Here is a 26,775-nt window from a genome sequence, read left to right as displayed (position 1 = left end):
GTGAAGGCGTAGGGAGAGACATGACGATCGACGGTATTCCGCTTCACCCGTTGTTCGTGCACGCCGTGGTCGTGCTGCTGCCGCTCGCGGCGGTCAGTTCGGTCGCGATCGCGCTCGTACCCGGCTGGCGGCGCAGGTACGCCTGGCTGGTGCTGGGTGTGACGTTGCTCGGCGTCGGGGCCGTGCCGGTGGCCAAGGAGGCCGGTGAGGACCTCCAGGGCGCGCTGGAGCGCAACGGTGTGCAGAACCCCGCCATCCAGACCCACGCGGAGCTCGGCGACACGCTGCTGCCCATCGCGCTCGGCTTCGGCGTCGCGGTGATCGCGCTGCTGGTCGCCGGTCGGCTCGCCGATCGGGAACGGGCGGCGGAGGCACCCACCACCCGGACGTGGCGGGTGGTCTCAGTCGTGGTGTCCGTGCTGGTGGTCCTGCTCGCGGTGGGCGCAACGGTGCAGACCGTGCGCGCCGGTCACAGCGGGTCGACCGCGGTCTGGAGCGGTGTCGGGAGCTGAAGCGGCGCCGTCGCCGACTGCTTCAGCGTCCGCGTGACCGTGCAGAACTGCTCCACGGCACGTCGGACGACGATTTCGAGCGCCGCGGGATCCTCCACGGCGGACAGGTCGTACGAGAGCGTCACCGGGATGGAGATCACCTCGTTGCCGCTCTCGGACTGCACCGCGTCCGCGACCGCCGACAGCTGGTCGCCGCCGGTGCGGCGCAGGATCAGGGTTTCCGAGGTCACGAGCGCGCAGCCGGCCGCGGCCGCGACCAGCAGCTCGACCGGGCTGAACGAGCCCTCCTGCCCCTTGCGGCCGATCTTCACGGACGCCCCGCGCCCGTTCGTCGCGACGAACTCGTGCTCGCCGACTCTCTCCAGCTCGATCATCAGTGCTCCCCCACCTCGTACCGACCGCCCTCGACGACCAGCTCACACGGCCCGTCGAACGCGGCCTTGGCCTCCTCCAGCACGTCCTCGCGCGAGGTCCACGGCGGCACGTGCGTGATCAGCAGCCGTCCGGCACCCGCCCGCGCGGCCAGCTCGCCCGCCTCCCGGCCGGACAGGTGCAGGCCCGGCTGGCGGTCCGGCGCGTGCGTCCAGCTCGCCTCGCTCAGCAACACGTCGACGCCCTCGGCCAACGCGTCCAGTGCCGCGCACGGCCCGCTGTCGCCGGTGTAGGCCAGCGTGACGTCGCCGTACGAGATCCGGAACCCGTAAGCCTCGCAGGGGTGCGCGACCAGAGCCGAGTCCACGGTGAACGGTCCGATTTGGGCAGAAGAACCCAGCTCGTGGAACGAGAAGACGTCGCTGAAGTCCAACGACGACCGCTCGGCCGCGTTGGGCGCGTAGGCCGCGACGAAACGGGACGGCGCCTCGGCGGGCGCGTAGACGGGCAACGCGGCAGCGGGCGGCGTCGGGTGGTACTTCCGCGCCACGTAGAGCGAGGACACGTCGACGCAGTGGTCGGGATGCAGGTGCGAGAGCAGGAGGGCGTCCATCGCGAACAGCGGGCGCTCCTCCTGGAAGCGCGACAGCACGCCGTTGCCGAACTCCAGCACCAGCGTGAACCCGTCCGCCTCCAGCAGGTATCCCGACGCCGCCGCGCCGGGTCCGGGAATGCTGCCGGAGCAGCCGAGCACGGTCAGCAGCACGTCAGCCCCATTGTTCGAAGGTAGGCAGGAACCGGGCCGCCAGCTTCGCGAACCGCTCGGGCGGACCAGTGCACGTCACCCGGTGGACGGGTGGGTCGACGGCGAACTCGTCGCGCTCCGTCAGCAACCGGACGACGTCCTTCACGGTCTCCTCGGCGCTCGACACCAGCGTCACGGCGTCGCCCATGACGATCTGGATCACGCCGGTCAGCAACGGGTAGTGCGTGCAGCCGAGCACCACGGTGTCGACCTCGGCGCGCTGCAACGGTTCCAGGTAGGCCTGCGCCAGCCCGAGCACCTGCCGCCCGGACGTGATGCCGCGCTCGACGAAGTCGACGAACCGCGGACAGGCCGCCGCCGTCACCGTCACGTCCCTCGCCGCCTGGAACGCGTCCTGGTAGGCGTGCGAGTTGATCGTGCCGACCGTGGCGATCACGCCGATGCGGTTGTTCCGCGTCGTCATCACCGCGCGGCGCACCGCCGGCAGGATCACCTCGACCACCGGCACGTCGTAGCGCTCACGGGCATCGCGGAAACACGCGGCGGACGCGGTGTTGCACGCGATCACGAGCATCTTCGCGCCCTCGTCGACCAGCCGGTCGCAGATCTCCAGCGCGTGCTTGCGCGCCTGTGCGATCGGCAGCGGCCCGTAAGGACCGTTGGCCGTGTCGCCGATGTAGTGGATCGACTCGCCGGGCAGCTGGTCCATGATCGCTCGGGCGACGGTGAGGCCGCCGACGCCCGAGTCCATGATCCCGATCGTCACGCCGTGAATCTAGCCGGTGCGCTGCTGCGGTGGTTGTCACGAGCCACACCCCACGCCGCGAGCACGCCGCCGATTGCGCCGAACAGGTGGCCCTCCCACGAGATGCCGGGCTGGCCGGGCAGCACACCCCACAGCGCGGCGCCGTACAACGCGAAGACACCGACCGCGATCAGCAGCTGCAGCCACGACTTCGCGAAGATCCCGCGCACCAGCAGGAACGCCAGGAACCCGAACACCAGTCCGGACGCGCCGATGTGGCTGCCCGCGCTGCCGAACACCCACACGCCCAGCGCCGAGGTGAGCCAGATGACCACGGTGACCTGGAAGAACTGCTTGAGCCCTCCCGAGGTCGCGAGAAAACCCAGCAGCAGCAACGGAACCGCGTTGCCGGTGAGGTGACTCCAGTCGCTGTGGATCAACGGCATCCAGAGCAGGTTGTCCCACTGGCTGAAGTCGCGCGGCCGCACGCCGTCGCCCTCCAACGAGCTGTTGGTCGCCACGTCGTACGCCTCGACCACGTAGAGGAAGCCGACGAACCCGGCGACGATGAGAAACGACAGCACGGGGTGCGGCGGAATGACCCGTTTCGCGAGAGCGGTGCGGTCCACGGTTCCAGCGTACGTGCCCATAAGCTGATCAGGTGTCGATTGAAGTAGCGGTGCGCGCATCGGCCCAGCTCGGCGAGGGGCCGACGTGGGACCACAGCAGCTCCACCTTGCTGTGGGTGGACATCCTGGCGTCCGAGGTCCACCGCTACGCCCCCGCACGGGACGACGACGCGGTGCTCGTGGTGCCCCAGCACGTGGGCGCCGCCAAGCCGCGCGCTCAGGGCGGCATCGTCTGCAACCTGCGCGACGGCATCGCCCTGATCGACCGCGACGGCACCAAGTCCTGGCTCGTCTACTGGGCGCGCGAGGGCGTGCGCGGCAACGACGCGGGCATCGACCCGTCGGGCCGGTTGTGGGCCGGCACGATGCGGTACGACCAGGCCGCCGACGAGGGCTGGCTCGCCAGGGTCACCGGCGAGGGCGCGGCCAAGGTGATGGTGGGCCAGGTGAACACGAGCAACGGCGTCGGCTGGAGCCCGGACGGCACGCTCATGTACTTCATCGACACCCCGACCCGCCGCATCGACGTGTTCGACTTCGACAACGCCTCCGGCACCATCGCGAACCGCCGTCCGCTCACCCACGTCGGCCACACCGAAGGCTGGCCGGACGGGCTCACCGTCGACGCCGACGGGTGCGTCTGGGTCGCGTTGTGGGGCGGGCACGCCGTCCGGCGCTACACCCCGCAGGGGGAGCTCGACCGCGAGATCGCGGTGCCGGTGGACAACCCGACCGCGTGTTGCTTCGGCGGCACGGACTTCACCGACCTCTACGTCACGTCGGCGCGCGTCGGGTTGTCGGACCAGGCGTTGACGGATCGGCAGTTGAACGGCTCGGTGCTCGTGCTGCCCGGCATCGGCGCAGGCCTGCCCGGTGTCGCGTTCAACGGCTAGCGAATCCCGGATAATCACTGCTCAGACGTGAGCCGGCGAGTTAGGATCACTCGTCGGCTCAACGTCGATTTGTGAGCATTCTGGGGGATGCGACATGAGCGAAGATCTCGCCTGGAAGGGTGCCCTCTAGCCACCGGCAGAGGGTTTCGTCACGCCCAGAGGTGGCCGTCCAGCCGGGCGGCCGCCTCGTCCAGCGTGCCGGCGTAGGCACCCGTGGACAGGTACTTCCACCCCGCGTCCGCGACGATGAACACGATGTCGGCGGTCTTGTCCGCGACCTCGGCCTTCTGCGCCACGGCGAGCGCGGCGTGCAGGATCGCGCCCGTCGAGATGCCGGCGAAGATCCCCTCGGTCTCCAGCAGCTGCCGGGTGCGGCGCAACGCGTCGTAGGAGCCGACCGAGTACCGCCCGGTCAGCACCGACTCGTCGTACAGCTCCGGCACGAAGCCCTCGTCGAGGTTGCGCAGGCCGTACACCAGCTCGCCGTATCGGGGTTCGGCGGCGATGACCTGCACGTCCGGCTTGGCCTCGCGCAGGAAGCGCCCGACACCGACGAGCGTGCCCGTCGTGCCCAGACCCGCGACGAAGTGCGTGATGGTCGGCAGGTCCTTCAGGATCTCCGGGCCGGTGCCGCGGAAGTGCGCGTCCGCGTTCGCCGGGTTCCCGTACTGGTAGAGCATGACCCAGTCCGGGTTCTGCTTGGCGAGCTCCTTGGCCGTGGCGACGGCCTGGTTCGACCCGCCGGCCGCCGGGGAGAACACGATGCGCGCACCGTAGGCCTGCAGCAGCTGGCGACGCTCGGTCGAGGTGTTCTCCGGCATCACGCACACCAGGCCGTAGCCCTTGAGCTTCGCGGCCATCGCCAGGGAGATGCCGGTGTTGCCGGACGTCGGCTCCAGGATCGTCGCACCGGGACGCAGCACGCCGTCCCGCTCCGCCGCCTCGATCATGGCCAGCGCGGGCCGGTCCTTGATCGAGCCGGTCGGGTTGCGGTCCTCGAGCTTCGCCCAGATGCGCACGTTCTCCGACGGCGACAGGCGCGGCAGGCCCACCATCGGTGTCCCGCCGAGCGCGTCCAGGAGCGAGTCGTAGCGGGCCATGGTGGAGATCAGCCGCCCGCGACGGCCGGGAGGATGGTGACGTTGTCGCCGTCCTTCACCTGGGCGTCGAGGCCACCGGCGAAGCGCACGTCCTCGTCGTTGACGTAGACGTTGACGAAGCGGTGCAGCGCACCCTCCTTGACCAGGCGGGCCTTGAGGCCGCCGTGGTTGTTCTCCAGGTCGTCGATGACCTCGGCGAGCGTGGCGCCGTTGGCGGACACCGACTTCTCGCCCCCGGTGTGGGTGCGCAGGATCGTCGGGATCGACACGGTGACGGCCATGATGGTTCTACCTCCGCAGAAATGTGGCTCAGGACTCGATGATCTTGACCGGTTCCTCGGTCACGACACCGTCGACGATGCGGTACGACCGCAGCTCGTGCTCGATCGGGTCACGCGTGGAGACCAGCACGTAGTGAGCGTCCGGCTCGCCCGCGAACGAGATGTCGGTGCGGGACGGGTACGCCTCCGTGGCGGTGTGCGAGTGGTAGATGACCACCGGCACCTCGTCGTTGGCGTCCATCTCGCGCCACACCTTGAGCTGCTCGGCGGCGTCGAACCGGTAGAACGTGGGCGACCTCTCTGCGTTCTCCATCTCGATGAAGCGCTCAGGACGATCGGACCCGTACGGCCCGGCGATCACCCCGCACGCCTCGTCGGGGTGGTCGCGGCGCGCGTGGGCCACCATCGCGTCCACCAGGTCACGGCGAATCACCAGCACGTCGTCAATCCTACGGGCTGGCGGGAGTTGTCTCGGTATGCGAGATAACCGCGCTGTAGTGCTTGTTTTAGCTCGGGCTAATATTAGTGGCGGCTACTACAGTGCGCCATGTGCACGCGTTCGACGTACTGGGCGACCCGGTCCGCAGGCGAATCCTGGAGCTGCTCGCCACCGGTGAGCGGGCGGCCGGTGACGTCGGCGGAGTCGTCCAGGCCGAGTTCGGGATCACCCAGTCGGCCGTCTCGCAGCACCTCAAGGTGTTGCGGTCGAACGGGTTCGTACAGGTCACGGCCGCCGGAAACCGACGGCTGTACTCGGTGGCGCCGGCCCCGCTGAGGGAGATCGACACCTGGCTGGACCACTTCCGGCGGTTCTGGGCACCGCATCTCGACGCGCTCGCGACCGAACTGGCCCGCGGCAGGCGCGAACGCAGGCTTCAGGAGGAGGAAGAGGATGCTCGGCAAGGCCTGAGCGCGAGCGCGTCCGATGAAGGGCTCCTTGCTCCACCTGGTGTGGGTCAAGGGCGCCTTCATCCACGTCGCCACGCGCCTGGCGAGGCCTGATCGCACGGTGCGTGGCAGTGCGGCAGATCTGGCATGCCCGGCGTGAGCGGCGAACCCGACCGGGATGAACGGCGCAGCGCGTCGCCGCTTGAGCTCCTGGCATTGCACGTGAGGTGGATGAAGGAGCCCTTCATCCACAGCGAACGAGGTCGCGGAACGCCGTGACGCCGTTGAGGGTGGTGGCTTCGCGGGCGCCGGACACCACGGCCTCCGCGAACATCTCCGCGGCGGCCGCGCACAGTGCGTCCAAGGCGAACGGTCGCGGTTGCGCGAGCGGCACGGCACCGGTGGCCAGCGCGAAGACCGTGTCGCCGTCGAACATCGAGTGGGCGGGCCGGACCGCGCGGGCGAGTCCGTCCTGCGCGGCCATCGCGAGCCGCTGACACTCCGCTTTGGACAGTGCCGCGTCCACCGCCACCACACCGATCGTGGTGTTGAGGCCTTCCGGTTTGCGTTCGGGCAACTCGACGGGTGTGGTGCCGAGCGAGGGCAGCCACGGCAGACCCGTTGTGCGGTCGACGACTTCACCGGCCGCGTTCACCACGGCGAGCGCGCCGACGTGGTGCTCGCCGACCTTCGTCGTCGCCGTGCCGACGCCGCCCTTGAGCGAACCGACCCGCGCACCGGCACCCGCGCCGACGCACCCCAGTGCGAAGTCCGGGGCGGCAGCTTCACAGGCCGCGTAACCGAACGAAGCATCCGGTCGGTTGCCCCACTCGGACATCGGCAGGTCGAAGATCACCGCGCCCGGCACGATCGGCACGACGTGGTGCGGCTGGGCGCCGACCTGGAAGCCGATCGAGCGTTCCGACAGCCAGCGCATCACGCCGTCCGCGGCCGCCAGCCCGTACGCCGAACCGCCGCTCAGGCAGATGGCGTGCACCTGCTGGACGAGGTTCGCCGGATCGAGCAGGTCGGTCTCCCGGGTTCCGGGCGCGCCACCACGTCCGTCGACGGCGCCGACGGCACCGGCGGGGACGAGTACGACAGTGGTGCCGGTGGCCCAGCCTGGTTCGACGCGGTGGTGGTGGCCGACGAGCACGCCGGGGATCACGGCATCATCGCCTCCACCAGCGTGTCCTGCACCCAGGTCAGCCAGTGGTACACCCCGAGGTGCGGTGACCGCGGGTCCTCCGGCGGCAGCTCGTCCGGCATGTCCTCGGTGACGTCCAGCGCGGTGCCCAGCGCGAGCCGCACGTCGTTCAACGACGCGAGCCACGCCTCGGCCTCGCCGATCGACAACCGGACCTCGCCGCCGTCGGGCGAGCAGGTCTGCAGCACGATCTCGGCCGCGCCGGTCTTCTGGTCCAGCAGCTCCGGCTCGTGCAGCGACCGCAGCGCCGCGGCCGAGTTGACCTCGTCCGGGTCGGGTGCGTCGTCGTCGAGCCGGTGGAAGTCGGGCAGCAGACGTCCCAGGATCGGGTCGTCGGGCGCCTCCGACGGGCCTGTTCTGATCCCGGTCAGCTCGGCGAGCTCGTCCTGGGGCGCTTCCTCGGCGCGGGCCAGCAGCATGTCCTGGATCTGGCTGACCAGACCGCGCACGACCGCGGCCTCCTGGCGGTCCAGTCTGCCGATGACGACGTCACCGTCGCGGATCCACCGCTTCACGAGGCCCGCTGCATGGTCGCCCAGAGCCCCGCCGCGTGGAGCTTCGCCACGTCGGCCTCCACCTTGTCCTTGGTGCCCGATGTCACGATCGCCTTGCCCTTGTGGTGCACGTCGAGCATCAGCTTGGTCGCCTTGTCCCTGCTGAAGCCGAACAGCTTCTGGAAGACGTACGTCACGTACGACATGAGGTTGACCGGGTCGTTCCAGACCACGGTCTGCCACGGCCGGTCCTCGGCCGCGATCTCCGCGCCGATGGCCTCTGGCTGCGTCCGTTCCTGTTCGACGGGCGTGGTCATACCGCCAATGGTGTCATGTTCGCCGCAGTGGCGGAGACCGCGTGCGGCTAAACCGGACGCGACCTTAGGGTTGGTGACCATGAATTCGACGGCGTTGCTGACCGACCACTACGAGCTCACCATGCTCGCGGCCGCGCTGCGTGACGGAGCCGGTGACCGTCCGTGCGTGTTCGAGGTCTTCGCCCGCAGGCTTCCCGACGGCCGCCGCTACGGCGTCGTCGCCGGGGTCAACAGGTTGCTGGACGCGATCGCGGACTTCCGCTTCGGCGAGGAGGAGATCGACCAGCTGCGCCGCAACGCCGTCGTCGACGACGCGACGCTGGAGTGGCTCGCGAACTACCGGTTCTCCGGCGAGATCGACGGTTACCCCGAGGGGGAGCTGTACTTCCCCGGTTCGCCGGTGCTCACCGTGCGCGCGTCGTTCGCCGAGGGCGTCGTGCTGGAGACGCTCGCGCTGTCGATCCTCAACCACGACAGCGCGATCGCGTCCGCCGCGGCCCGCATGGTCACCGCGGCCAACGGCCGTCGCATGATCGAGATGGGCTCGCGCCGCGCCCACGAGGAAGCCGCCGTGGCGTGCGCCCGCGCGGCCTACCTGGCGGGCTTCACCGCCACCTCCAACCTCGAAGCCGGACGCCGTCACGGCATCCCGACGGCCGGCACGTGCGCGCACGCGTTCACGCTGCTGCACGACAGCGAGGAAGAGGCGTTCCGCAGCCAGGTCGAGGCACTGGGTGCCGGCACGACGTTGCTGGTCGACACCTACGACATCACCGAGGGCATCAAGACCGCCGTCGCGGTCGGCGGTCCCGACCTGGGTGCGATCCGGATCGACTCGGGCGACCTCGGCGTGCTGGCGCGACAGGCCCGCGACCAGCTGGACTCGCTGGGCGCCCGCAACACCCGCATCGTCGTGTCCGGTGACCTCGACGAGTACTCGATCGCCGCCCTGCGCGCCGAACCCGTGGACGCGTACGGCGTCGGCACGTCGGTCGTGACCGGGTCGGGGGCACCGACCGCGGGCATGGTCTACAAGCTGGTCGAGGTCGACGGCCGCCACGTCGAGAAGCGCAGCACGTCCAAGCAGTCCCGCGGCGGATGGAAGAAGGCGTTGCGGCGGCACAAGGACACCGGCACGGCGCTGGAGGAGGTCGTGTTCCAGGCGTCCGCGCAACCCGAGCTCGGCGAGTTCGACCGGCTGGTGCAGATCCCGCTGATGCGCGCTGGACAGGTCACGCCGGAGGTGCCCACGCTGGAGCAGAGCCGCGAACGGTTGCGCGCGGCGCTGGTCAGCGTGCCGTGGGAAGGCCTCAAGCTCTCGCGCGGTGAGCCCGCGATCCCGACCACCTACCTCGAGGAGTCCCGATGACCAAGGCGCTGATCGTCGTCGACGTGCAGAACGACTTCTGCGAGGGCGGTTCGCTCGCGGTCGCGGGCGGCGCGGCCGTCGCGGCGGCCATCTCCCGGCACATCGCCACGTCGTCCTACGACCACGTCGTGGCGACCCGCGACTACCACGTGGATCCAGGCTCGCACTTCTCCGAGACGCCGGACTACGTGGACACCTGGCCCGCGCACTGCGTGGCCGGGACACCCGGTGCGTCGTTCCACCCGGAGCTGGACGTGGCACTGGTCGAGCAGGTCTTCACGAAGGGCCGGTTCGCCGCCGCGTACTCGGGTTTCGAGGCTGAGAACGACCTCACGGGCTGGCTGACCGACAAGGGCGTGACCGAAGTGGACGTCGTCGGCATCGCGACCGACCACTGCGTCCGCGCGACCGCCCTCGACGCGCAACGCAACGGCTTCCGCACGACCGTGCTCGTCGACCTGACCGCCGCCGTGGCCGAGAACACCCGCGACACCGCTCTCTCCGAACTGCGTGCCGCAGGCGTAGCCGTCGCTTGAGCGATGAACGGCGCATTTGTTCACCTGAGGTGGACGAATGCGCCGTTCATCGAGGTGACTACGGGGTGGGCGAGCAGGCCGTTGTGCCGACGGTGATGCTGCCCGAGTAGCCGGACGACGGCTCGAACGTGATCTTCAGCAGCGTCATGGCGAGGCTGCCGTCGTTCGGCACCGGGAACACGGTGTCGGTGAACTTGGCCTTGGCGAGCACGGTTCCGGTGCTCGCCTTGATCTCGTACACGTACCCGGACGGGATCTGCTGCGGCAGCCCGGCCCAGCCGGACATGCCCTTGAGCTCCCACCCGGCCGCGGTGCCCTCCTGCGTGGCCTCGCAGGTGATCTTCCACTCGCCGATCTTGAGCCGCGGCCCCTTCGCCGCGACGAGCGCCGACAGCTCGAACCCGCTGCCGGTCGCGACCGACTTCGTCTTGGTGATGAACTCCTCCTGGTTCACGACCTCGGTCGTGCAGGTGGAGGACGTCTCGCCGATCTTGAGCCCGTTGCGGCTCTGCGCGGGGCTCGACCCGGTGACGGTGCCCGCCGCGTCGGGGTTGACGTTGCAGACGGCGAGCGGGTCGACCTTGAACGTCTGGTCCGCCTTGGCGAAGTCGGCGGATCCGGCGGACGCGGTGCCGGGTGGGTTGCTGGCGAGCGCGGGTGCCGCGGTCGCGAACGTCAACGCGACCACCGCTCCTGCGACCAAACTCCTGCGCACTGTTGCCTTCTCCCCTGCGGCTCGAATTCCCACCGCCCGATAATGGTTGTGATGCGTGGCGCTGATAACAGTTCGGCACCCCATGTCACCCATTCGTGAATTCGCAATTACACGAGCGGGTGACAGGCGAACTACTTGTTCAGCGAATGCCCACCAATGTGGCGAACGGCTCCCGGCGCGGCAAAGCGGTCGGCAGGCCGGCCAACCTCTCCAGCGCGGCACACACCCGGACCGCGGCACGCCCGTCGCCGAACGGGTTGCGCCCCAGCGGAAGCCGCAGCCGGGAGCCGAGCACCCATCCCGCTTCCGCCAGAATGCGGGTGGTGTCGGTGCCGACGAGCCAGGCGCACCCGGCGTCGACGGCGAGCATGCGTTCGGTGGTCTCCCGCAGCACCAGCACCGGCACGCCGAACGTGGGCGCCTCCTCCTGGATGCCGCCGGAGTCGGTGAGCACGAGGGCCGCGCGCTTGAGGACCCGCACCAGGTCGGGGTAGTCCAGCGGGTCGGTGATGACCACGCGTTCGTGGCCGCCCAGCACCGACACGACCTGCTCGCGCACACCGGGGTTCGGGTGCGCGGGGATCAGCACGTGCACGTCGGGGTGGCGGTCGGCGATGGAGCGCACGGCGTTCAGCACGCGCATCAGCGGACGGCCCCAGGACTCGCGGCGGTGCACCGTGACGAGCACGAGCCGCCCGCCGGTGGCGTCCAGGGTGCGTTCCAGCGCGGCGAGGTCCGGGCTGGACGCGGGGAGGTTGGCGGACGCCACGCGCTGCACGGCGTCGACGACGGTGTTGCCGGTGACGACGATGTGGCTGTCCGGCAAGGACTCCGTGTTCAGCGCGTTGGCGGCGTCGTCGGTCGGCGCGAGGTGCAGCGAGGTGATGCGGGAGATCATCTGCCGGTTCCCCTCCTCGGGGAACGGACCGTAGAGGTCACCGGTCCGCAGGCCGGCTTCGAGGTGCGCCACGGGGATCCCGCGCCAGAACGACGCCAGGGCCGCGGCCAGCGTGGTCGTCGTGTCGCCCTGCACGAGGGTGACCGCGGGGTCGCGTTCCGCCAGCACGGCGTCGAACTCGGGCAACAACCGGGAGACCAGCTCGGCCTGGGTGCCGTTGACCCTGGGCACGTCCAGCCGCACGTCCGGCACCAGGTCGAACGCGCAGAGCGCCTGCTCGACCATGCCCGAGTGCTGTCCGCTGTGGACGATCGTGGGGCGCAGGCCGGGGTGCCCCCTCAACGCGATCGCGACCGGGGCGATCTTCACGGCTTCCGGCCGCGTGCCGGCCACCAGCAGAACTTCTTTGCTCACCGTTGTCCTCTCTCGGGGAGACCGGGTGGCCCGCCTGGGACCGGGGGCAACCCCAGGCGGGCCGGATCAGCCAGCTCGGTTTCTGGTCTTCGCCATGGCGGGGACGCGCTTCTTGCGCGTGCTGTGCAGCAGGAACGCGCCCACGAGCAGGAGGACGACTCCCGCGGCGATCCACCACGTCACGTCCGCGCCGGTGACCGCGAGGGCTCCGACACCCGTGCCGACGCCGATGCCGGTACCGGGGACCTTGTACATCTGCCGCTCCTTCAGGCCGCGTTCAACGACGCGCGGCGGCGCAGCGCCACGAAGGCGACCGGAGCGGCGACGACACCGAGCAGGCCGAGGCCGATCCACAGGCCCGCGCCAGACGCCATCGGGATGGGCAGGCCGGCGGGACCGCAGGTGGCGGACGAGATGATCACGTCGCCGGTGCCGAGGGAGCCGAGCTTGCCCTGCAGCAGCTTGATGTGGATCGCGTTGACCGTCAGGCTGCCGTCGTCGTTCTTGAGCTGCTCGTTGAAGATCACCTCAGCGATCTTGACGCCGGCCAGCTGCACGTCGAGCACGGTGTTGGCCGCCGGGTCGGCGTTGACCTGGCCGAGCTTGCCGAGGTTCACGCCCGCGAGCTTGGACTTGCCGGCGAGCCCCTTCTGGGTCGCCGTGCACTCCGCCTCCACCAGTTCGGCGGAGATCTTGCCGGTGACCTTGGAGAGCAGGTCGACCCGGACGTCCGCGGTGCTCGCCCGCGAGTACACGCCACCGGACTTGTCGTCCCGCGACGCGGAGGCGTTGATGACACCGGTCTTCAGCAGCCCGGGCAGGTCAACGCCGGCGAACGTGTTCTGCGTCGGTCCGTTCGCGTTGGCGGCGGCGAACGGTTCGGCGTTGACCGCCGGGTTGCCGAGCAGCGTCACGTTGAGCCTCGCGCCGTAGGCCGAGGCGTCCCCCGGAGCGGCCGAAGCAGGTGCGGCACCGACCAGGAGTGCGGCAATCGCGATGACTCCTGCCAGTCCCGTCATTCGGACACGCATGAAACTCCTTCCCTTGATTCCTCCGGCCCCAGGGCGTGGTGATACCAATCTGGTTTCACGCTTTCCGGGGGCAATTACCGGCATCGGCTTTCTTTCGAGGGAACTGAGGGTTACTCCCCGTATCGGGCGACACGACCACTCGTCTCGCCCAATGAACGCCACTCATCGTGGATTTTTTGATCAATTTCCGGTCACGGCGTCACCCGATCCGGGGGTGAGGGCTGACGTTCCGTCAACCGATGGAACGTCAGGTAGCCCGTCTGGGCGCTCCCTCATCGGTGGAAAGGATCCTCGGGTGACGCTTGCCGTGCGCCGCACCGCATTCCCGAGCCGGGTGACGGTGGTCGTCCTGCTCGCCGCAGCCGCGGGACTCGTGTTCGCACACCGCCTGTACCGCACGGCGGAGATCTCGCTGTCCGGCGCGATTCTCAGCGTCATCAGCTCGTACGGCGTGGAGGTGGTCGCCGACCGGCAGACCGTCTACTTCGGACTGGGCTCGGACACGCCGCTGGGCCTGCGGATGACGCCGGAGTGCACGTCCGCGTTCCTGGTGCTGCCGCTGATCGCGGTGGGCGCGGTCATGATCGCGCTGCGGCCGCGGATCCAGTCGCGCGTGCTGGTCGCGCTGGGCGTGGCGGCACTGGCGGTCGTGGTCGTGAACCAGTTCCGCGTGCTCACGCTGGTGGGCCTGGTGAACTGGCTCGGCGTCGACACGGGCTACTACTGGGGCCACACGCTGCTCGGCTCGATGGTCAGCGTCTTCGGTGGCGCGGCCGCTCTCGTGGCGTTCGTCTGGCTGGCCACCCGCAAGTGAGCCTCGACCTGGTTCTCGGGTTCACGCAGGCGCTCGCCCTGACGATGAGCGTCGCCTTCGTGACGTACGTGCTCGTGATCGTGGTGCCGTACCTGCGGCGCAAGCCCGCGCCCGTCGGTGAGCCTTCATCGCTGGAGTGGCACTTCTTCGTGCCGTGCCGCGACGAGGAAGCCGTCATCGGTGACACGATCAGGTATCTGCGGACGACGTTCCCCATCGCGCACGTGTGGGTCATCGACGACGACTCCGACGACCGCACCGCCGGCGTCGTGCGGACGTTGAAGCGCAACGGCGGAGTGCGTGACCCGCACATCCACCTCGTGCAGCGCCAACGCCCGTACGCCCGCACCGGCAAGGGCAACGCGTTGAACGACGCGTACCGGACGTTGAAGATGTGGATGGGCCGGCGTGCGGACGCCGACCGCGCGATCGTCGTCGTGGTGGACGCGGACGGCCGTCCGGCACCGAACTGCCTGGAAGTCTGTGCGGCACAACACCTCTTCGGCAACCCGCGGATCGGGGCCGTGCAGGTGGACGTGCGGATGATCAACGCGGGCCAGCGGCAACCGGGCGTGTCGTGGTGGCGCAGGGCGTTCGGTGCCGGGTTGGTGCGGATGCAGGACCTGGAGTTCCGCACCGCCATCGCGGCGATCCAGATGTCGCGCGGCGCCACCGGCACGATCTCCATGGGCGGCAACGGTCAGTTCACCCGTCTGTCCGCTTTGGACTCGATCGCCGGGCCGACCGGCAGCCCGTGGCGCGGTTCGCTGCTGGAGGACTTCGAGCTCGGCGTGCACCTGTTGACCGCGGGCTGGCACACGGGCTTCTCGTTGGACACGCACGTGAACCAGGAGGCGCTGTACTCGTTGCGCCGCTTCCTCGCCCAACGCACGCGGTGGGGCCAGGGAACCATGCAGTGCATGCGTTACCTCCGGCGGATCTGGGACTCCGAGCACCTCACCACGCTGGGTGCGGCCGAGATGATGTACTACCTCGCGCAACCGTGGATGCAGCTGCTGGGCACGCTGATCTACCCGATCCCGATGGCCTTGATGGCTTACCGGTTCGTGGTGTCGCCCGCCGAGGTCGTGACGTGGTTCTTCGACGGCGCGTGGATCCTCTTCACCGTGTACGGCGCGTTCGGACTGTTGCCGTTCGTCCTGTGGGGACCGGTGTATCGCGCACGTTGTGTGCCCGTGGGCTTCTGGAGGTCCATCGGGTACGGACTCGGCTACGCGCTGTACATCTACACCTTCTACATCACGTCGTGGCGCGCGCTGATCCGCCTGGTGCGCGGCCACAACGGCTGGACCAAGACCCGGCGTAACACCGAGCGAGGCCTCGTCGCTGTTGATGTGTGACCTGTCACTTTGTGGACATCGGACAAAGACGTTCCCGAGCCGCCCTGGTTAACCTCGGTTCACTCACCTATTCCGCCAGGGAGGGAAAATGACGCTCGCACTCGCGCCCCGTCGCACCGTGCTCGCCGACTTCGTGCCGGGCGCACTCGTCCGCGACCTGACCCTGGTGGTGGCCGGTGCCGCGCTCACCGGTCTCGCCGCCCAGGTGTCGCTGCCGATCCCGGGCAGCCCGGTGCCGTTGACCGGCCAGACGTTCGCCGCGCTTCTCGTCGGCGCCGCTCTGGGTTGGCAGCGCGGCGCGACCTCGATGCTGCTGTACCTGATCGCGGGCGTCGCGGGCGTGCCGTGGTTCCAGGGCGGGTCGTCGGGCGCTCCGGTGTCGCTGGGGTACGTGGTGGGCTTCGTGTTCGCGGGTGCGCTCGTGGGCGCCCTTGCCGGACGTGGTGGTGACCGCACCCCGTTGCGCGTCGTGGGCACGATGGCGCTGGGCAACCTGACGATCTACGCCGTCGGTGTGCCGTGGCTGATGGTCGTGACGGGGATGTCGCTGTCGAAGGCCGTTGCCGTCGGGGTGATGCCGTTCCTGCTCGGCGACGCGCTGAAGATCGCACTGGCCGCGGGCGTGCTGCCGGGGGCCTGGGCGCTCGTCCGCCGTCGCTGAGGGCGGTTCCCGAAACCCTCGGAATCCCCCTCTGACACCGAGGAACTCCCACTCCGCGCGTGGACTTCGTGTCCGCTGTCGCATTTGACTGGTTCGGCAACCGCGGGGCCGCGTCGTGGCCCCGCAGCTGAACCAAGGAGAGATCAATGGTCCGTCCAGGGCTCAGGATCGTCGCGGCTGTGCTGGGCTCAGTCGCTCTCGCCGGTGTCGTCGCACCGCCGGCGGCCAACGCCTCGGAGCCGTCGGTGCAGGTCGAGATCTGCAACGACACCGGAAGGCGCATGGGCGTCGCGATCGACGGACGCAACCAGCACGGCCAATGGACGGGGATGGACAGCTACAGCTCCGTGTGGGCGGGCGGTTGCGGCCTTCAGGGTGGCTGGTGGTGGTCCATCGGCCATTCGGTGCAGATCTCATACAAGCCTGACGCGTCGAGCCAGGCCCCGTCCACCAGGTGGTGCTACCTGGAGCCGAGCCTGCGGGACGGCAGCACCAAGACCTGCCGCATCAGCTGATCGGTAGCTTGGACCAGGTGATCACACCTGGGGAGTACCTGTCGTTGCTCGATGCGCGCCTGCCCGGTCTCGTGGTGGGCGCGCACGTCTACGGCTCGCGCGTGCTGGACGACGTCGTGGCCGACTCCGATCTCGACGTCGTGATCGAGCTGTCGTCACCTGCCGAGCTGCCCGCTGTCGACGGTGCGGACGTCGCGGTGGTGCTCGCCGGGGCGTTGGAGAAGCCGGTGTCCGAGGTGACGCCGTTGGCCGGTGCGGTCACCCCGGTGCTGTGGCAGCAGCTGCGGACCGTTGGTCAGACCGTGCGCGGCGCACGGCCTTCGTGTCCGGGCACGGCCGCAGAGGTCGAGGCGTACTGCCGGGACAACCTCGTCAGCTACTGGAAGCCCGACTTCGACCAAGCTCGCGAGGCCCTGCCGTCCCGTCCAGCCGACAAGCCGGTGGCGCGCGACGTCCTGCTGTGGGTCGGGCTGGGACCGGCGCGGCTGTGGCACACGATCCGGACGGGCGAGATCGTGAGCAAGTCGCGCGCGGGCGAGCTCGCGGCGGCTCGCTGGCCCGACCTGCCGATCTCCGACCTGGTGGCGGCACGGCGAGGCGAGGACGTGACGCTCACGAACGACCACATCGCCCTGGCGATCGAGCTGTTCGACCGCATCCTCGCGGACGTGGCGATACCGTGACCAGCGCTTCACCGGAAGAGGTCGGCTGCCTCATCGGCGGCCCGGCTCGCGCCGCGGAGGTGGCGCTGGCCAGGCTGCTGGACGTCGATCTGATCCGAGTCTCCGGCGACGGCCTGATGACCGCCCGCGATCGGCCCGGCTTCGGTGCCATGACACCGCTGCAACTCCACGTCCTCAACGACGTGCGAGCGGGTGGACGGCATCTGCACGAGGTCGTGGGGGACGCGGCGGAGAGCCCCTTGGCCACCGAGCTGCACGCGCGCTTGATCGAGCGCGGTCTGCTGCGCGGGGAGGGGGACCGGACGAAGGCCGGACGCGAGGCGGTGACCCTGGCCGAGCCCTCGGCCCGGCACGACCGGGTCGTCGCGGTCGCGTTCCACGGCCTGCGAGGGAGGGTGGGTGTGTTCTCGGTCGCCAGGTTGTTCGGTCTGACACCTGAGATCGTCAGGACGCTGCCGGAGCACCACCGCGATGCCTGACCGGGACTGTCGGACCCTCCGGGTACGGTCTGTCCCGTGCCTGAAGTTCCCCCCTCGCTGAGCCTGCTCGAGACCGCCGTCCGCGCCGTCGGTGGTGCGGAGCGCCCTGGCCAGGTGGAGATGGCCGAGGCCGTCGACCGCGCGATCCGCACGGGCGAGCACCTCGCGGTGCAGGCGGGGACCGGCACGGGCAAGTCGCTCGCGTACCTGGTGCCGTCGATCAGGCACGCGGTGGCCGAGGACGAGACGGTGGTGGTCTCCACGGCCACGATCGCCCTGCAGCGGCAGCTGGTGGACCGCGACCTGCCGCGGCTGGCCAAGGCGTTGAAGTCCGACCTCGGACGGGAGCCCACGTTCGCCATCCTCAAGGGACGGCGCAACTACCTGTGCATGCACCGCGTGCACAACGGCGCGCCCGACGAGCCGGAGGAGGCCGGGCTGTTCGACCCGTTCGCGGTGTCGCGGCTCGGGCGCGAGGTGAAGCGGCTGCACGAGTGGTCGTCGGACACCGAGACCGGCGACCGCGACGAGCTGGTGCCGGGGGTCAGCGAGCAGGCGTGGCGGCAGGTGTCGGTCACGGCACGTGAGTGCCTGGGCGTGTCGAAGTGCCCGATCGGGTCCGACTGCTTCGCCGAGAAGGCGCGGGCGCAGGCGGGCAAGGCGGACGTGGTGGTCACGAACCACGCGATGCTCGCCATCGACGCGTTGGAGGGTTACCAGGTGCTGCCGGACCACGACGTGGTGGTGATCGACGAGGCGCACGACCTCGTCGACCGCGTCACGTCGGTGGCCACGGAGGAGCTGAGCGGGGCGTCGGTGGCGATGGCCGCGCGGCGGTGCGGCCGGTTGATCGACCAGGACGTCGCGGACCGGCTCGCCGAGGCGAGCGACGGGCTGGCGATGATCCTGGAGGACATGCCGTCCGGCCGGCTCGACGCGCTGCCCCGCGCGCTGGCCGGTGCGCTGGCGGCGACGCGCGACGCGGCGCACAACTGCGTGTCGGCGATGGGGCCGGAGCGCAAGGAGGACGTCGAGGGGGCGACGGCGCGCAAGCTCGCGCTGTCGTTGCTCGAAGAGGTGCACGACTGCGCGGTGCGGATCCTCGACGCGTTCAGCGAGGAGCACGACGTCGTGTGGGTGTCGGGCGACTTCAACCAGAAGGCGCCGGTGCTGCGGGTCGCGCCGCTGGGTGTCGGCGGGCTGTTGCGGGAGCGGCTGTTCGCCAAGCGCACGACGGTGCTGACGTCGGCGACGCTCACGCTGGGCGGCGCGTTCGACACGATGGCGCGCCAGTGGGGCCTGCCGCCGTCGGAGAAGGTCCGCAAGATCGAGGGCGCGGCCACGGACAAGGACATGGACGGTCCTAAGTGGACGGGACTCGACGTCGGGTCGCCGTTCCAGCACGCGTCGAGCGGAATCCTCTACGTGGCAAGGCATCTGCCGCAGCCGGGACGGGACGGGCTGCCGCCGGAGTACCTCGACGAGATCGAGGGCCTGGTGAACGCGGCCGGCGGCAGGGCGCTGGGGCTGTTCTCGTCGACGCGGGCGGCCAAGGCGGCCACGGACGCGTTGCGCGACAAGCTCGACCACCCGATCCTCTGCCAGGGCGACGACGCGACGGGCCTGCTGGTCAAGAAGTTCTCCGAGGACGAGCGCACCTGCCTGTTCGGCACCCTGTCGCTGTGGCAGGGCGTCGACGTGCCCGGTCCCAGTCTGCAGCTCGTGATCATGGACCGGATCCCGTTCCCGCGCCCGGACGACCCGCTGGCCTCCGCGCGCCAGAAGGCCGTGAACTCGCGTGGCGGCAACGGCTTCCTGACCGTCGCCGCCACGCACGCCGCCCTGCTGCTGGCCCAGGGCGCCGGCCGGTTGCTGCGCTCGATGTCGGACAAGGGCGTGGTGGCCGTCCTGGATCCCCGGCTGGCCACGGCCCGCTACGGCGGCTTTCTCAGGGCCTCACTCCCCCCGTTCTGGACGACGTACGACCCCGAGGTGGTGCGCGCCGCCCTCAAGCGCCTGGACGCCGCCCAGACCCGCTGATCCGTTCGAGCAGCTCGTCCCGGTACTGCCGAGCCTCCTCCGCCGCCGGGTCAGCCGCGTCGGCCCGCTTCAGCGCGCCTTCGAGGATCTTCAGCGCCTGCCGCTCGTCACCGTGCGCGTCGGCCTGCCGAGCGGCGTTCTCCATCGCCTTGGCGAGCTTGGACGTCGCCTCGGGCTCCTTCGCGGCCTTGTTGATCCGGATCCAGTTGCCACCGGGATCGATGACGGTGAACCCGGTGTACCTGTCGTTGCGCAGCCGTGGCCGGGTCATCCGCGGAATGCCGGAGATGAGCAGCTTCCCGTGCACGGCCCGCATGCCTTCGGCGAAGACTTCGAACAGCTCGCTCGTGTCCTGCACGATGACCAGGCACGTGCTGTGCGACTGCTCCGGGACGTGACCGGCCATTCCGTAGAAGTGCAGGTTGATGTCTTCACGCCGTACCGCGATGTACGGGTTCGGCCGCGTCTGCCGGTAGGTGGTCGAGAAGCCGAGCATCTCGTAGAACGACGCGATCTCGTCGATGTCGGGACAGGGCAGGAGCGGAATGGTCAGTTCGTTCGCCACCGCCCGAAGCTAAGCCCGGTCCGGTCGAAACGACACCGAGCAATTTGCTCGAGCGAACAGCAGAACCGTCAGCCGTGTAAACCGAGCCGTTCCAGAAGCTCGTCGCGGAACTCCAGCGCCTCCGCCCGCTCGTCCTCCGAAGCGTGCACCTCCCGCGCCAGCGCCCCTTCGAGGATCTTCAACGCCTGCCGCTCCGCCCCGTGCGACCCGGCCAGCGTCACGGCGTTGCGCAACGCCCGCGTCAGCCCGTTCCGCACGGGCTCCGGCACCGCCGGCACCACCCGGATCCAGTTGCCGCCGGGGTCGACCACCAGGAACCCGTCGCGCCGCGGCCGGGTCATCCGCGGAATGCCCGACACCAGCACCTTCCCGTAAACCGCACGCATGCCGTACGCGAACGCCTCGTACAGCTCCCGCGGATCCTCCACCTGGATCAAGCACGAGCTGCAGGACGACGAGGGGTCGTAGCCGGGAAGGCCGAAGAAGTGGAGGTTGATCTCCTCACGCCGCACCGAGAGGTACGCGCTGGGCCGGTACTGCCGGTACACGACCGTGAACCCGAGCATCACGTAGAACTCGGCCACCTCGTCGATGGAGGCGCACGGCAGCAGCGGGATCGTCACCTCGTTGGCCACGTCGCCAAACTAGACCTCAGGATCAGCCGTCGACCAGCAATCCGCGTAACGGTCCTTGCAACCTTCCGGCACGCCGGGACACCCCCGGCAGCGACGTGATCCGCGCCGGGCGTTCCAGAGCAGGCCGCCACACGTGGTCCACGACCTCGTGCACCGGTCCGAAGACGTCCGCCTCCAGGTGTTCCGCCCAGAGCCGCAACCGAGTGGCGCGCACGACGTCGGCGTCGTCGGTCACCACGTTGACCTCGGTGTCGTTGAACAACGAGTGCTCGTTCAGGTTCGCGGAACCGACCGACATCCACTTGTCATCCACAATGGACAGCTTGGCGTGCACGTAGATCGGAGCATCGCCGTGTGCGACGAGCGTTGCAGCGACGACCCTCCCTTCGGAGTCCGCGTCGAGGAGACGGCCCAGCTGGCCGCGGGTGGTGTCGGCACCGTTGCTGGGCTTCTGCGGCAACAGCAGCACGATGCGGAACTCGGGCGTCGGCGGATCGGCGAGCTTGGCCAGCAGCACCTCGGTGATCTCCGGCGACCACAGGAACTGGTTCTCCAGGTAGATGAGCGACGTGGCCGACCGCAGCGCCCGCAGGTACGAGTCGAGCAGGCTGAAGTCGCCGTGCGGCGCGAAGTCGTAGGTGTTCTCCGGGACCGTGCGCACCAGCTGCACGGACGACGACCCGGCCTCCGGCGGGACCTCGGGCGCGGGCAGCGTCTCGCCCGCGATCTCCAGCCACCGCGCGGCGAAGTGTCCCGCCACCTCCGCCACGACCGGGCCCTCCAGCTTGGCGATGTGGTCGTGCCAGCCGAGGTCGCGCGGCGGGTGCTCCGGCGAGTCGTGGCGGTCGCCCTCGACGGCGGTCATGTCGAGGCCGCCGACGAACGCCACGTCGTCGACGATCACGACCTTTTCGTGGTGGCAGTGCAGGGTCCGCTCCCGCGCGTCGAGCTCGCACCGGATCGCGCCGCACTCCTGGAACGCCCGCAGCGCCGCCGAAGCGCGCTTGCGCGTCGGTTCGAAGAACGGCACGGGCGGGCCCGCCCACAGCAGCACGCGCACCGGAACCCGTTCCGCCGCAGCGGAAAGCAGCTCGCGCAACTGCGGCGCACCCGGCTCGCGGGTCAGCTGGAAGTCCGGTGAGGCGTGCCAGTTGGCGATGTGGACGTACTTCTGCGCGCCCTCGATCGCCTTCGCCACAACGGGAAACGCGTTCGCGCCGTCGACCAGGACCTCGATCGAGTTGCCGTGCTGGACAGGCCGGCGCGGGGTGAACCACCCCGCGCCACTGCCGTCCAGCACCTCACCCCACCCGAGCCGTCGCAGTCTTCGGGTGTGGTGCGTGCACAGCACCTTCTCCAGCCCGTCACCGAGCCGCGCGTCGAGCACGTCGAGTAAACCCACGAGCCGGGGATTTACCCGATCAGTCCGATCTCAAACAGCCAGTACCGTGGTGGTGCCCGGCTCGACCTCGGTGAAGCCCGCGTCCCGCACGGCCACGACGTCTTCGCGCTGGATCAGCGAGTCCCACTCGGCCGCGGAAGGCGTGCGCACGGCACAGCGGTAGTCGAGCTCCGCCCAGGCCTTCAGCTCGTCAGTGGACAACCGCGGCGCCAGCAACATCGACGCGTGCCCGACCTGGGCCGCGAGCTTGCCCGCGGACATCTCGACGCGCGGGTTCACGTACAGCAGCCGTGCCCCGGCCGGCACCGGCCCCGGCTCGTCCAAGGGCAGGTCGGAGCCGGAGATCTGCAGCTTCGCGACCTCGCGCGGCGTCTCGGACACCAGCACCGGCAGCAGCGAGCGGACCGAGGCGCCGTCGACCGTGATCGTCACGCCCGGCAGCTCCTGCACGGCCTCCCACTGCACGCCACGGGCCCGCCGCGACACCTTGCGGATCCGTCCCGCCACCCACGCGCGCACGGCCTCGTGCCACTCGCCGCCGACGTCGGCACGCGGGTCGAGGCACACCGCGACCGCCGACGCGGCCGCGGCCTCCAGCAACGCCGTCCTGCCGGGCGGCGACGTCCGTTCGATGCGCAACACCATCGGCATCGCACGGACTTCGGACTCCTCCGCGTAGTTCCGGGAGGCGATCAGGTCGAGGATCATCACAGCCGGGTCAGCTCCAGGCCGTCCGCGGCGTCCGCGGCCTCCACCTCGGCCCTCGTGACGCCGAGGATGAACAGCACGGCGTCCAGGAACGGGTGCGACAGCGCGGCGTCGGCCACCTCGCGCAGCGCCGGCTTGGCGTTGAACGCGATGCCCAGACCGGCCGCGCTCAGCATGTCGATGTCGTTCGCACCGTCCCCCACCGCCACGCACTGCGCGAGTGACACGCCGACCTCCTCGGCGAACCGGCGCAGCGCCACGGCCTTGCCCGGCCGGTCGACGATCTCGCCGACGACCTTGCCGGTCAGCTTGCCGTCCACGATCTCCAGCTCGTTCGCCGCGCAGAAGTCCAGCTGCAGCTCGTCGGCGAGGCCCGTGATGACGGACGTGAAGCCACCGGACACGACACCGCAGTAGAAGCCGAGGCGCTTGAGCGTCCGGATCGTCGTGCGCGCCCCTGGCGTGAGCTCCAGCGAGGCACCGACCTCGTCCAGCACCTTCGCGTCGAGGCCCTCCAGCAGTGCGACCCGGCGCCGCAGCGACTCGGCGAAGTCGAGCTCGCCGCGCATCGCTGCGTCGGTGATCTCGCGCACCTGCTCCTCGCACCCGACGTGCGCGGCCAGCATTTCGATCACCTCGCCCTGGATGAGCGTGGAGTCGACGTCGAACACGACCAGCCGCTTGGCCCGCCGGGTCAGACCGGCCCGCTCGACCGCGATGTCCAGGCCCACCCGCACCGACACGTCGGCCAGCGCCGAACGCAGCTCCGCGTCGTTCTCCATCGTGTCGTCGGCGACCGAAACGCGCAGCTCAAGGCCCGTGACGGGGTAGTCGGCGACACCGCGGATCGCGTCGATGTTCACACCCAGCGACGCCAACCGGCGCGCGACCTCGGTGAACGCCTTCGCCGTCACCGGGCGCCCCAGCACGATCAGCACGTGCGACGACTCCAGGCGCGCGGTGCGCTTCGAGTCGGCACCGATCTCGATCTCGACCTGCATCGACACGGTGGCCATGGCCTGCTCGACCGACTCCTGCAGGCCCTCCGGGTCGTGGTCGGTCGCGACCAGCGCGCCGAGCACCAGCCGACCCCTGATCACCACCTGCTCCACGTCGAGCACCTCGACTCCGTGCCTGGTCAGCACGGCGAAGAGCACCGAGGAGACACCGGGCTTGTCGGGGCCGGTCACGGTGATGAGCACGGGCGTTTTCACGTGGTCGTCTCCTCTTAAGACGCGAAGAGCCCCGGCAGCATCGCAGCAGCCGGGGCTCGTCGTTGAACCTGTATTGGCAGGTTACTTGTGGTCCGAGTCGTCCTTCTCGGAGGCCGTACCCGACTTGATGGCGGAAGCCGCGAGCTCCGAGGGAGCGGGCTTGGCGTCCTTGTGCGAGATCGCCTTGCCGGTGAAGGTCACGTGACCCTCGTTGCGGATGCGCTCGACCATGTGCGGGTAGTGCAGCTCGAACGCCGGGCGCTCGGAACGGATCCGGGGCAGCTCGGTGAAGTTGTGCCGCGGCGGCGGGGACGAGGTGGCCCACTCCAGCGAGTTGCCGTAGCCCCACGGGTCGTCCACCGTCACGACCTCACCGAAGCGGTAGCTCCGGAAGATGTTCCAGATGAACGGCAGCGTCGACGCGCCCAGGATGTAGGCACCGATCGTCGAGATCATGTTGAGCGTCGTGAAGCCGTCGGACGCCAGGTAGTCGGCGTACCGGCGCGGCATGCCCTCGTTGCCCAGCCAGTGCTGGACGAGGAAGGTCGCGTGGAAGCCGATGAACGTCGTCCAGAAGTGCAGCTTGCCGAGCGGCTCGTCGAGGAACCGGCCGGTGATCTTCGGGAACCAGAAGTAGATGCCGGCGAAGGTCGCGAACACGATCGTGCCGTAGAGCACGTAGTGGAAGTGCGCGACGACGAAGTACGTGTCCGACACGTGGAAGTCGATCGCGGGCGCGGCCAGCAGGATGCCGGAGAGGCCACCGAAGAGGAACGTGACGATGAAGCCGATCGAGAACAGCATCGGCGTCTCGAACGTCAGCTGGCCCTTCCACATCGTGCCGATCCAGTTGAAGAACTTCACACCGGTCGGGACCGCGATGAGGAACGTCATGAAGGCGAAGAACGGCAGCAGCACGGCGCCGGTCGCGTACATGTGGTGCGCCCACACGGCGACGGACAGGGCCGCGATGCCGAGCGTCGCGTAGACCAGGCCGTTGTAGCCGAAGATCGGCTTGCGGCTGAACACCGGGAAGATCTCCGACACGATGCCGAAGAACGGCAGCGCGACGATGTAGACCTCGGGGTGACCGAAGAACCAGAACAGGTGCTGCCACAGGATCACGCCGCCGTTGGCGGGGTCGAACACGTGGGCGTGCAGATGCCGGTCGGCGAGCAGGCCGAGCAGCGCCGCGGTGAGGATCGGGAACGCGAGCAGCACCAGCACCGACGTCACCAGGATGTTCCAGGTGAAGATCGGCATGCGGAACATCGTCATGCCGGGCGCGCGCAGGCAGACCACCGTGGTGATCATGTTGACCGCACCGAGGATGGTGCCGAGACCACCGATCACCAGACCGGAGATCCACAGGTCGGCGCCGACGCCGGGCGAGTGGATGGCGTTGCTCAGCGGGGTGTAGGCGAACCAGCCGAAGTCAGCCGCACCACCGGGGGTGATGAAGCCGGACATCACGATCAGGCCGCCGAAGAGGTACAGCCAGTACGAGAACGCGTTCAGACGCGGGAACGCCACGTCGGGCGAACCGATCTGCAGCGGCAGCACGAAGTTCGCGAAGCCGAACACGATGGGCGTCGCGTACAGCAGCAGCATCACGGTGCCGTGCATCGTGAAGAGCTGGTTGAACTGCTCCTGGCTGAGGAACTGCATGCCGGGACGGGCCAGCTCGGTCCGCATCAGCATGGCCATCGCGCCGCCCACCATGAAGAAGGCGAACGAGGTGACCAGGTACAGGATGCCGATCTGCTTGTGGTCCGTGGTGCGGAACATCCGCAGCAGGAAGGACCCCTTGACCGCAGTGCGCGTCGGATAAGGACGCGTTGCGATCGGCTGCGGGGCTACGGCCGTCACGGTGCCTCCAGGCCTTGGTGGGACCAGTCGTTCGGGAAACTCACCGGATATTAGACGGAGCCGATCAGCTCCATTCGGGTGGGCCATGGCCGGTGGCCAGGGGCGTAGCGCACGTCACACGTATCCTGCCGCCGTGCTCCGAATGCTCGCTGCCGCTTCTGTCCTGTTGCTGTCCGCCTGCGGCAGTCCCGCCACGCACAACTCCGCGGACGTCGCGTTCGCCCAGGCCATGGTCCCGCACCACGAGCAGGCGCTGGAGATGAGCCGCCTCGTCGCCTCCCGCACGGAGAACCCCGAGGTGATCGACCTGGCCGCACGCATCTCGAAGGCCCAGAAGCCGGAGATCGACCGCATGAACGGCTGGCTGAAGGCGTGGAACGCGCCCGTCAAGGCGTCGTCGCATTCCTCACACGGGCACTCCGAGCCGCACGGCATGGTCGACCTCGGCAACCTCGCCGACCTCTCCGGCACCGAGTTCGACCGCAAGTGGCTCTCCCTGATGATCCTGCACCACCGCGGCGCCGTGGAGATGGCGCGCACGCACCTCGCCGCGGGCACCGACCCGGCGGCCCGCACGCTGGCCCAGGAAGTCGTCACGCACCAGGAGAAGGAGATCGCCGAAATGGAGTCGCTCCTCCCCCAAGGCTGATGCCAGCCTCTTC

32 protein-coding genes and 1 pseudogene are annotated in these 26,775 nt (G+C 69.5%); 13 read left to right on the top strand and 20 right to left on the bottom strand.

The annotated features are described in order from the left end of the window. Positions 1–20 precede the first annotated feature (20 nt). Positions 21–512 carry a DUF2231 domain-containing protein gene (locus ABZV40_RS17195; protein WP_355441714.1) on the top strand — a complete coding sequence of 164 codons (492 nt, stop codon included), beginning with the start codon at positions 21–23 and terminating at the stop codon, positions 510–512. Here ABZV40_RS17195 and ABZV40_RS17190 read toward each other — a convergent pair. The 4 genes from ABZV40_RS17190 to ABZV40_RS17175 are packed head-to-tail and all read right to left on the bottom strand — an operon-like array spanning position 470 to position 3,024. Next, positions 470–886 carry an OsmC family protein gene (locus tag ABZV40_RS17190; RefSeq protein ID WP_355441711.1) on the bottom strand — a complete coding sequence of 139 codons (417 nt, stop codon included), beginning with the start codon at positions 884–886 and terminating at the stop codon, positions 470–472. The two genes, ABZV40_RS17195 and ABZV40_RS17190, sit on opposite strands and share 43 nt — an antisense overlap. Continuing rightward, positions 886–1,650, bottom strand: a complete 765-nt coding sequence (locus ABZV40_RS17185) for an MBL fold metallo-hydrolase (RefSeq protein ID WP_355441708.1) — start codon at positions 1,648–1,650, stop codon at positions 886–888. The genes ABZV40_RS17190 and ABZV40_RS17185 overlap by 1 nt, the downstream gene beginning before the upstream one ends. Position 1,651: 1 nt before the next feature. Continuing rightward, the gene (murI, locus tag ABZV40_RS17180) at positions 1,652–2,401 is read right to left on the bottom strand and encodes a glutamate racemase (protein ID WP_355442002.1); all 750 of its coding nucleotides are present in this window, start codon (positions 2,399–2,401) and stop codon (positions 1,652–1,654) included. An 11-nt stretch (positions 2,402–2,412) separates the two neighbouring features. Next, positions 2,413–3,024, bottom strand: coding sequence for a rhomboid family intramembrane serine protease (locus ABZV40_RS17175; protein ID WP_355441705.1), 612 nt, complete (start codon positions 3,022–3,024; stop codon positions 2,413–2,415). Between the two features lie 32 nt (positions 3,025–3,056). On the opposite strand from ABZV40_RS17175, the gene ABZV40_RS17170 reads away from it, so the two are divergent. Further along, complete coding sequence (locus tag ABZV40_RS17170) at positions 3,057–3,917, top strand: SMP-30/gluconolactonase/LRE family protein (RefSeq protein ID WP_355441702.1); 861 nt, start codon at positions 3,057–3,059, stop codon at positions 3,915–3,917. Between the two features lie 149 nt (positions 3,918–4,066). Here the strand turns inward: ABZV40_RS17170 and ABZV40_RS17165 are convergent, their stop codons facing one another. The 3 genes from ABZV40_RS17165 to ABZV40_RS17155 are packed head-to-tail and all read right to left on the bottom strand — an operon-like array spanning position 4,067 to position 5,737. Then, positions 4,067–5,017, bottom strand: a complete 951-nt coding sequence (locus tag ABZV40_RS17165; protein WP_355441699.1) for a cysteine synthase — start codon at positions 5,015–5,017, stop codon at positions 4,067–4,069. A gap of 8 nt (positions 5,018–5,025) precedes the next feature. Then, on the bottom strand, positions 5,026–5,298 hold the full coding sequence (locus ABZV40_RS17160) for a MoaD/ThiS family protein (protein ID WP_355441696.1): 273 nt from the start codon (positions 5,296–5,298) through the stop codon (positions 5,026–5,028). A 28-nt stretch (positions 5,299–5,326) separates the two neighbouring features. Beyond that, on the bottom strand, positions 5,327–5,737 hold the full coding sequence (locus tag ABZV40_RS17155) for a M67 family metallopeptidase (RefSeq protein WP_307830281.1): 411 nt from the start codon (positions 5,735–5,737) through the stop codon (positions 5,327–5,329). 110 nt (positions 5,738–5,847) lie between these two features. Between ABZV40_RS17155 and ABZV40_RS17150 the strand changes: the two are divergent. Continuing rightward, positions 5,848–6,183 (top strand): annotated as a pseudogene (locus tag ABZV40_RS17150) (metalloregulator ArsR/SmtB family transcription factor); the annotation flags it as partial. Positions 6,184–6,430: 247 nt separating this feature from the next. Here ABZV40_RS17150 and ABZV40_RS17145 read toward each other — a convergent pair. The 3 genes from ABZV40_RS17145 to clpS are packed head-to-tail and all read right to left on the bottom strand — an operon-like array spanning position 6,431 to position 8,204. Further along, positions 6,431–7,354 (bottom strand): P1 family peptidase, encoded by a 924-nt coding sequence (locus ABZV40_RS17145; protein ID WP_355441693.1) that lies wholly within the window; start codon positions 7,352–7,354, stop codon positions 6,431–6,433. After that, positions 7,351–7,908 (bottom strand): DUF2017 domain-containing protein, encoded by a 558-nt coding sequence (locus ABZV40_RS17140; protein ID WP_355441690.1) that lies wholly within the window; start codon positions 7,906–7,908, stop codon positions 7,351–7,353. Before ABZV40_RS17140 ends, ABZV40_RS17145 begins: the two co-directional genes overlap by 4 nt. Continuing rightward, positions 7,905–8,204, bottom strand: coding sequence for an ATP-dependent Clp protease adapter ClpS (clpS, locus tag ABZV40_RS17135; RefSeq protein ID WP_355441687.1), 300 nt, complete (start codon positions 8,202–8,204; stop codon positions 7,905–7,907). Before clpS ends, ABZV40_RS17140 begins: the two co-directional genes overlap by 4 nt. Before the next feature lie 79 nt (positions 8,205–8,283). On the opposite strand from clpS, the gene ABZV40_RS17130 reads away from it, so the two are divergent. Further along, complete coding sequence (locus tag ABZV40_RS17130) at positions 8,284–9,573, top strand: nicotinate phosphoribosyltransferase (RefSeq protein ID WP_355441999.1); 1,290 nt, start codon at positions 8,284–8,286, stop codon at positions 9,571–9,573. Continuing rightward, positions 9,570–10,109 carry an isochorismatase family protein gene (locus ABZV40_RS17125; RefSeq protein ID WP_355441684.1) on the top strand — a complete coding sequence of 180 codons (540 nt, stop codon included), beginning with the start codon at positions 9,570–9,572 and terminating at the stop codon, positions 10,107–10,109. The genes ABZV40_RS17130 and ABZV40_RS17125 overlap by 4 nt, the downstream gene beginning before the upstream one ends. Before the next feature lie 58 nt (positions 10,110–10,167). Here the strand turns inward: ABZV40_RS17125 and ABZV40_RS17120 are convergent, their stop codons facing one another. The 4 genes from ABZV40_RS17120 to ABZV40_RS17105 form a co-directional block, all read right to left on the bottom strand. Further along, a complete protein-coding gene (locus ABZV40_RS17120) occupies positions 10,168–10,824 on the bottom strand; it encodes a hypothetical protein (protein WP_355441681.1) in 657 nt (218 codons plus the stop codon). A 139-nt stretch (positions 10,825–10,963) separates the two neighbouring features. Continuing rightward, positions 10,964–12,136, bottom strand: a complete 1,173-nt coding sequence (gene wecB / locus ABZV40_RS17115) for a UDP-N-acetylglucosamine 2-epimerase (non-hydrolyzing) (protein ID WP_355441678.1) — start codon at positions 12,134–12,136, stop codon at positions 10,964–10,966. A 66-nt stretch (positions 12,137–12,202) separates the two neighbouring features. After that, positions 12,203–12,391, bottom strand: a complete 189-nt coding sequence (locus ABZV40_RS17110; protein ID WP_355441676.1) for an LPXTG cell wall anchor domain-containing protein — start codon at positions 12,389–12,391, stop codon at positions 12,203–12,205. Positions 12,392–12,402: 11 nt separating this feature from the next. Continuing rightward, positions 12,403–13,167: a choice-of-anchor P family protein gene (locus ABZV40_RS17105; protein WP_355441674.1), complete on the bottom strand. Its 765-nt coding sequence runs from the start codon at positions 13,165–13,167 to the stop codon at positions 12,403–12,405. Between the two features lie 334 nt (positions 13,168–13,501). Between ABZV40_RS17105 and xrtP the strand changes: the two genes are divergently transcribed. The 7 genes from xrtP (at position 13,502) to ABZV40_RS17070 (ending at position 19,720) form a co-directional block, all read left to right on the top strand. Further along, positions 13,502–13,981, top strand: coding sequence for an exosortase P (gene xrtP / locus ABZV40_RS17100; RefSeq protein ID WP_355441996.1), 480 nt, complete (start codon positions 13,502–13,504; stop codon positions 13,979–13,981). A gap of 44 nt (positions 13,982–14,025) precedes the next feature. Further along, the gene (locus ABZV40_RS17095) at positions 14,026–15,342 is read left to right on the top strand and encodes a glycosyltransferase (protein ID WP_355441992.1); all 1,317 of its coding nucleotides are present in this window, start codon (positions 14,026–14,028) and stop codon (positions 15,340–15,342) included. Positions 15,343–15,430: 88 nt separating this feature from the next. Beyond that, complete coding sequence (locus ABZV40_RS17090) at positions 15,431–16,003, top strand: biotin transporter BioY (RefSeq protein ID WP_355441670.1); 573 nt, start codon at positions 15,431–15,433, stop codon at positions 16,001–16,003. 146 nt (positions 16,004–16,149) lie between these two features. Further along, positions 16,150–16,518 (top strand): hypothetical protein, encoded by a 369-nt coding sequence (locus ABZV40_RS17085; RefSeq protein ID WP_355441668.1) that lies wholly within the window; start codon positions 16,150–16,152, stop codon positions 16,516–16,518. A gap of 17 nt (positions 16,519–16,535) precedes the next feature. Next, a complete protein-coding gene (locus ABZV40_RS17080) occupies positions 16,536–17,201 on the top strand; it encodes a hypothetical protein (protein WP_355441665.1) in 666 nt (221 codons plus the stop codon). Further along, positions 17,198–17,680, top strand: a complete 483-nt coding sequence (locus tag ABZV40_RS17075) for a TIGR04222 domain-containing membrane protein (protein ID WP_355441662.1) — start codon at positions 17,198–17,200, stop codon at positions 17,678–17,680. The genes ABZV40_RS17080 and ABZV40_RS17075 overlap by 4 nt, the downstream gene beginning before the upstream one ends. Positions 17,681–17,716: 36 nt before the next feature. Then, entirely contained in the window at positions 17,717–19,720 is a 2,004-nt protein-coding gene (locus tag ABZV40_RS17070; RefSeq protein ID WP_355441659.1) for an ATP-dependent DNA helicase, read from the top strand. Here the strand turns inward: ABZV40_RS17070 and ABZV40_RS17065 are convergent. From ABZV40_RS17065 to ctaD, 6 genes are all read right to left on the bottom strand, one after another. Beyond that, a complete protein-coding gene (locus ABZV40_RS17065) occupies positions 19,689–20,285 on the bottom strand; it encodes a hypothetical protein (RefSeq protein WP_355441655.1) in 597 nt (198 codons plus the stop codon). The two genes, ABZV40_RS17070 and ABZV40_RS17065, sit on opposite strands and share 32 nt — an antisense overlap. Before the next feature lie 68 nt (positions 20,286–20,353). Then, a complete protein-coding gene (locus ABZV40_RS17060) occupies positions 20,354–20,920 on the bottom strand; it encodes a VOC family protein (protein ID WP_355441653.1) in 567 nt (188 codons plus the stop codon). 22 nt (positions 20,921–20,942) lie between these two features. Continuing rightward, entirely contained in the window at positions 20,943–22,322 is a 1,380-nt protein-coding gene (locus tag ABZV40_RS17055; protein ID WP_355441651.1) for a phospholipase D family protein, read from the bottom strand. Positions 22,323–22,352: 30 nt separating this feature from the next. Next, positions 22,353–23,030: a peptidyl-tRNA hydrolase gene (locus tag ABZV40_RS17050; protein WP_355441648.1), complete on the bottom strand. Its 678-nt coding sequence runs from the start codon at positions 23,028–23,030 to the stop codon at positions 22,353–22,355. Further along, positions 23,030–24,244 (bottom strand): phosphoserine phosphatase SerB, encoded by a 1,215-nt coding sequence (gene serB / locus ABZV40_RS17045; protein WP_355441645.1) that lies wholly within the window; start codon positions 24,242–24,244, stop codon positions 23,030–23,032. Before serB ends, ABZV40_RS17050 begins: the two co-directional genes overlap by 1 nt. Before the next feature lie 81 nt (positions 24,245–24,325). Further along, positions 24,326–26,113 (bottom strand): cytochrome c oxidase subunit I, encoded by a 1,788-nt coding sequence (gene ctaD / locus ABZV40_RS17040; RefSeq protein ID WP_355441642.1) that lies wholly within the window; start codon positions 26,111–26,113, stop codon positions 24,326–24,328. Between the two features lie 142 nt (positions 26,114–26,255). On the opposite strand from ctaD, the gene ABZV40_RS17035 reads away from it, so the two are divergent. Then, entirely contained in the window at positions 26,256–26,762 is a 507-nt protein-coding gene (locus ABZV40_RS17035; protein ID WP_355441989.1) for a DUF305 domain-containing protein, read from the top strand. Positions 26,763–26,775: the final 13 nt, after the last annotated feature.

It is taken from the genome of Lentzea sp. NPDC004782 (genome assembly GCF_040609115.1).
Lineage (GTDB): Bacteria > Actinomycetota > Actinomycetes > Mycobacteriales > Pseudonocardiaceae > Lentzea.
Note: the sequence above shows the minus strand (reverse complement) of the source record. Positions and strands in the feature narration are given on the sequence as shown.

Excerpts from the sequence above, each read along its gene's own strand:
- ABZV40_RS17195 (WP_355441714.1), top strand. The coding sequence starts at position 21 with ATGACGATCGACGGTATTCCGCTTCACCCGTTGTTCGTGCACGCCGTG.
- ABZV40_RS17190 (WP_355441711.1), bottom strand. The coding sequence starts at position 886 with ATGATCGAGCTGGAGAGAGTCGGCGAGCACGAGTTCGTCGCGACGAAC.
- murI (WP_355442002.1), bottom strand. The coding sequence starts at position 2,401 with ATGGACTCGGGCGTCGGCGGCCTCACCGTCGCCCGAGCGATCATGGAC.
- ABZV40_RS17165 (WP_355441699.1), bottom strand. The coding sequence starts at position 5,017 with ATGGCCCGCTACGACTCGCTCCTGGACGCGCTCGGCGGGACACCGATG.
- ABZV40_RS17160 (WP_355441696.1), bottom strand. The coding sequence starts at position 5,298 with ATGGCCGTCACCGTGTCGATCCCGACGATCCTGCGCACCCACACCGGG.
- clpS (WP_355441687.1), bottom strand. The coding sequence starts at position 8,204 with ATGACCACGCCCGTCGAACAGGAACGGACGCAGCCAGAGGCCATCGGC.
- ABZV40_RS17130 (WP_355441999.1), top strand. The coding sequence starts at position 8,284 with ATGAATTCGACGGCGTTGCTGACCGACCACTACGAGCTCACCATGCTC.
- ABZV40_RS17125 (WP_355441684.1), top strand. The coding sequence starts at position 9,570 with ATGACCAAGGCGCTGATCGTCGTCGACGTGCAGAACGACTTCTGCGAG.
- ABZV40_RS17110 (WP_355441676.1), bottom strand. The coding sequence starts at position 12,391 with ATGTACAAGGTCCCCGGTACCGGCATCGGCGTCGGCACGGGTGTCGGA.
- ABZV40_RS17105 (WP_355441674.1), bottom strand. The coding sequence starts at position 13,167 with ATGCGTGTCCGAATGACGGGACTGGCAGGAGTCATCGCGATTGCCGCA.
- ABZV40_RS17095 (WP_355441992.1), top strand. The coding sequence starts at position 14,026 with ATGAGCGTCGCCTTCGTGACGTACGTGCTCGTGATCGTGGTGCCGTAC.
- ABZV40_RS17090 (WP_355441670.1), top strand. The coding sequence starts at position 15,431 with ATGACGCTCGCACTCGCGCCCCGTCGCACCGTGCTCGCCGACTTCGTG.
- ABZV40_RS17085 (WP_355441668.1), top strand. The coding sequence starts at position 16,150 with ATGGTCCGTCCAGGGCTCAGGATCGTCGCGGCTGTGCTGGGCTCAGTC.
- ABZV40_RS17050 (WP_355441648.1), bottom strand. The coding sequence starts at position 23,030 with ATGATCCTCGACCTGATCGCCTCCCGGAACTACGCGGAGGAGTCCGAA.
- ABZV40_RS17035 (WP_355441989.1), top strand. The coding sequence starts at position 26,256 with ATGCTCGCTGCCGCTTCTGTCCTGTTGCTGTCCGCCTGCGGCAGTCCC.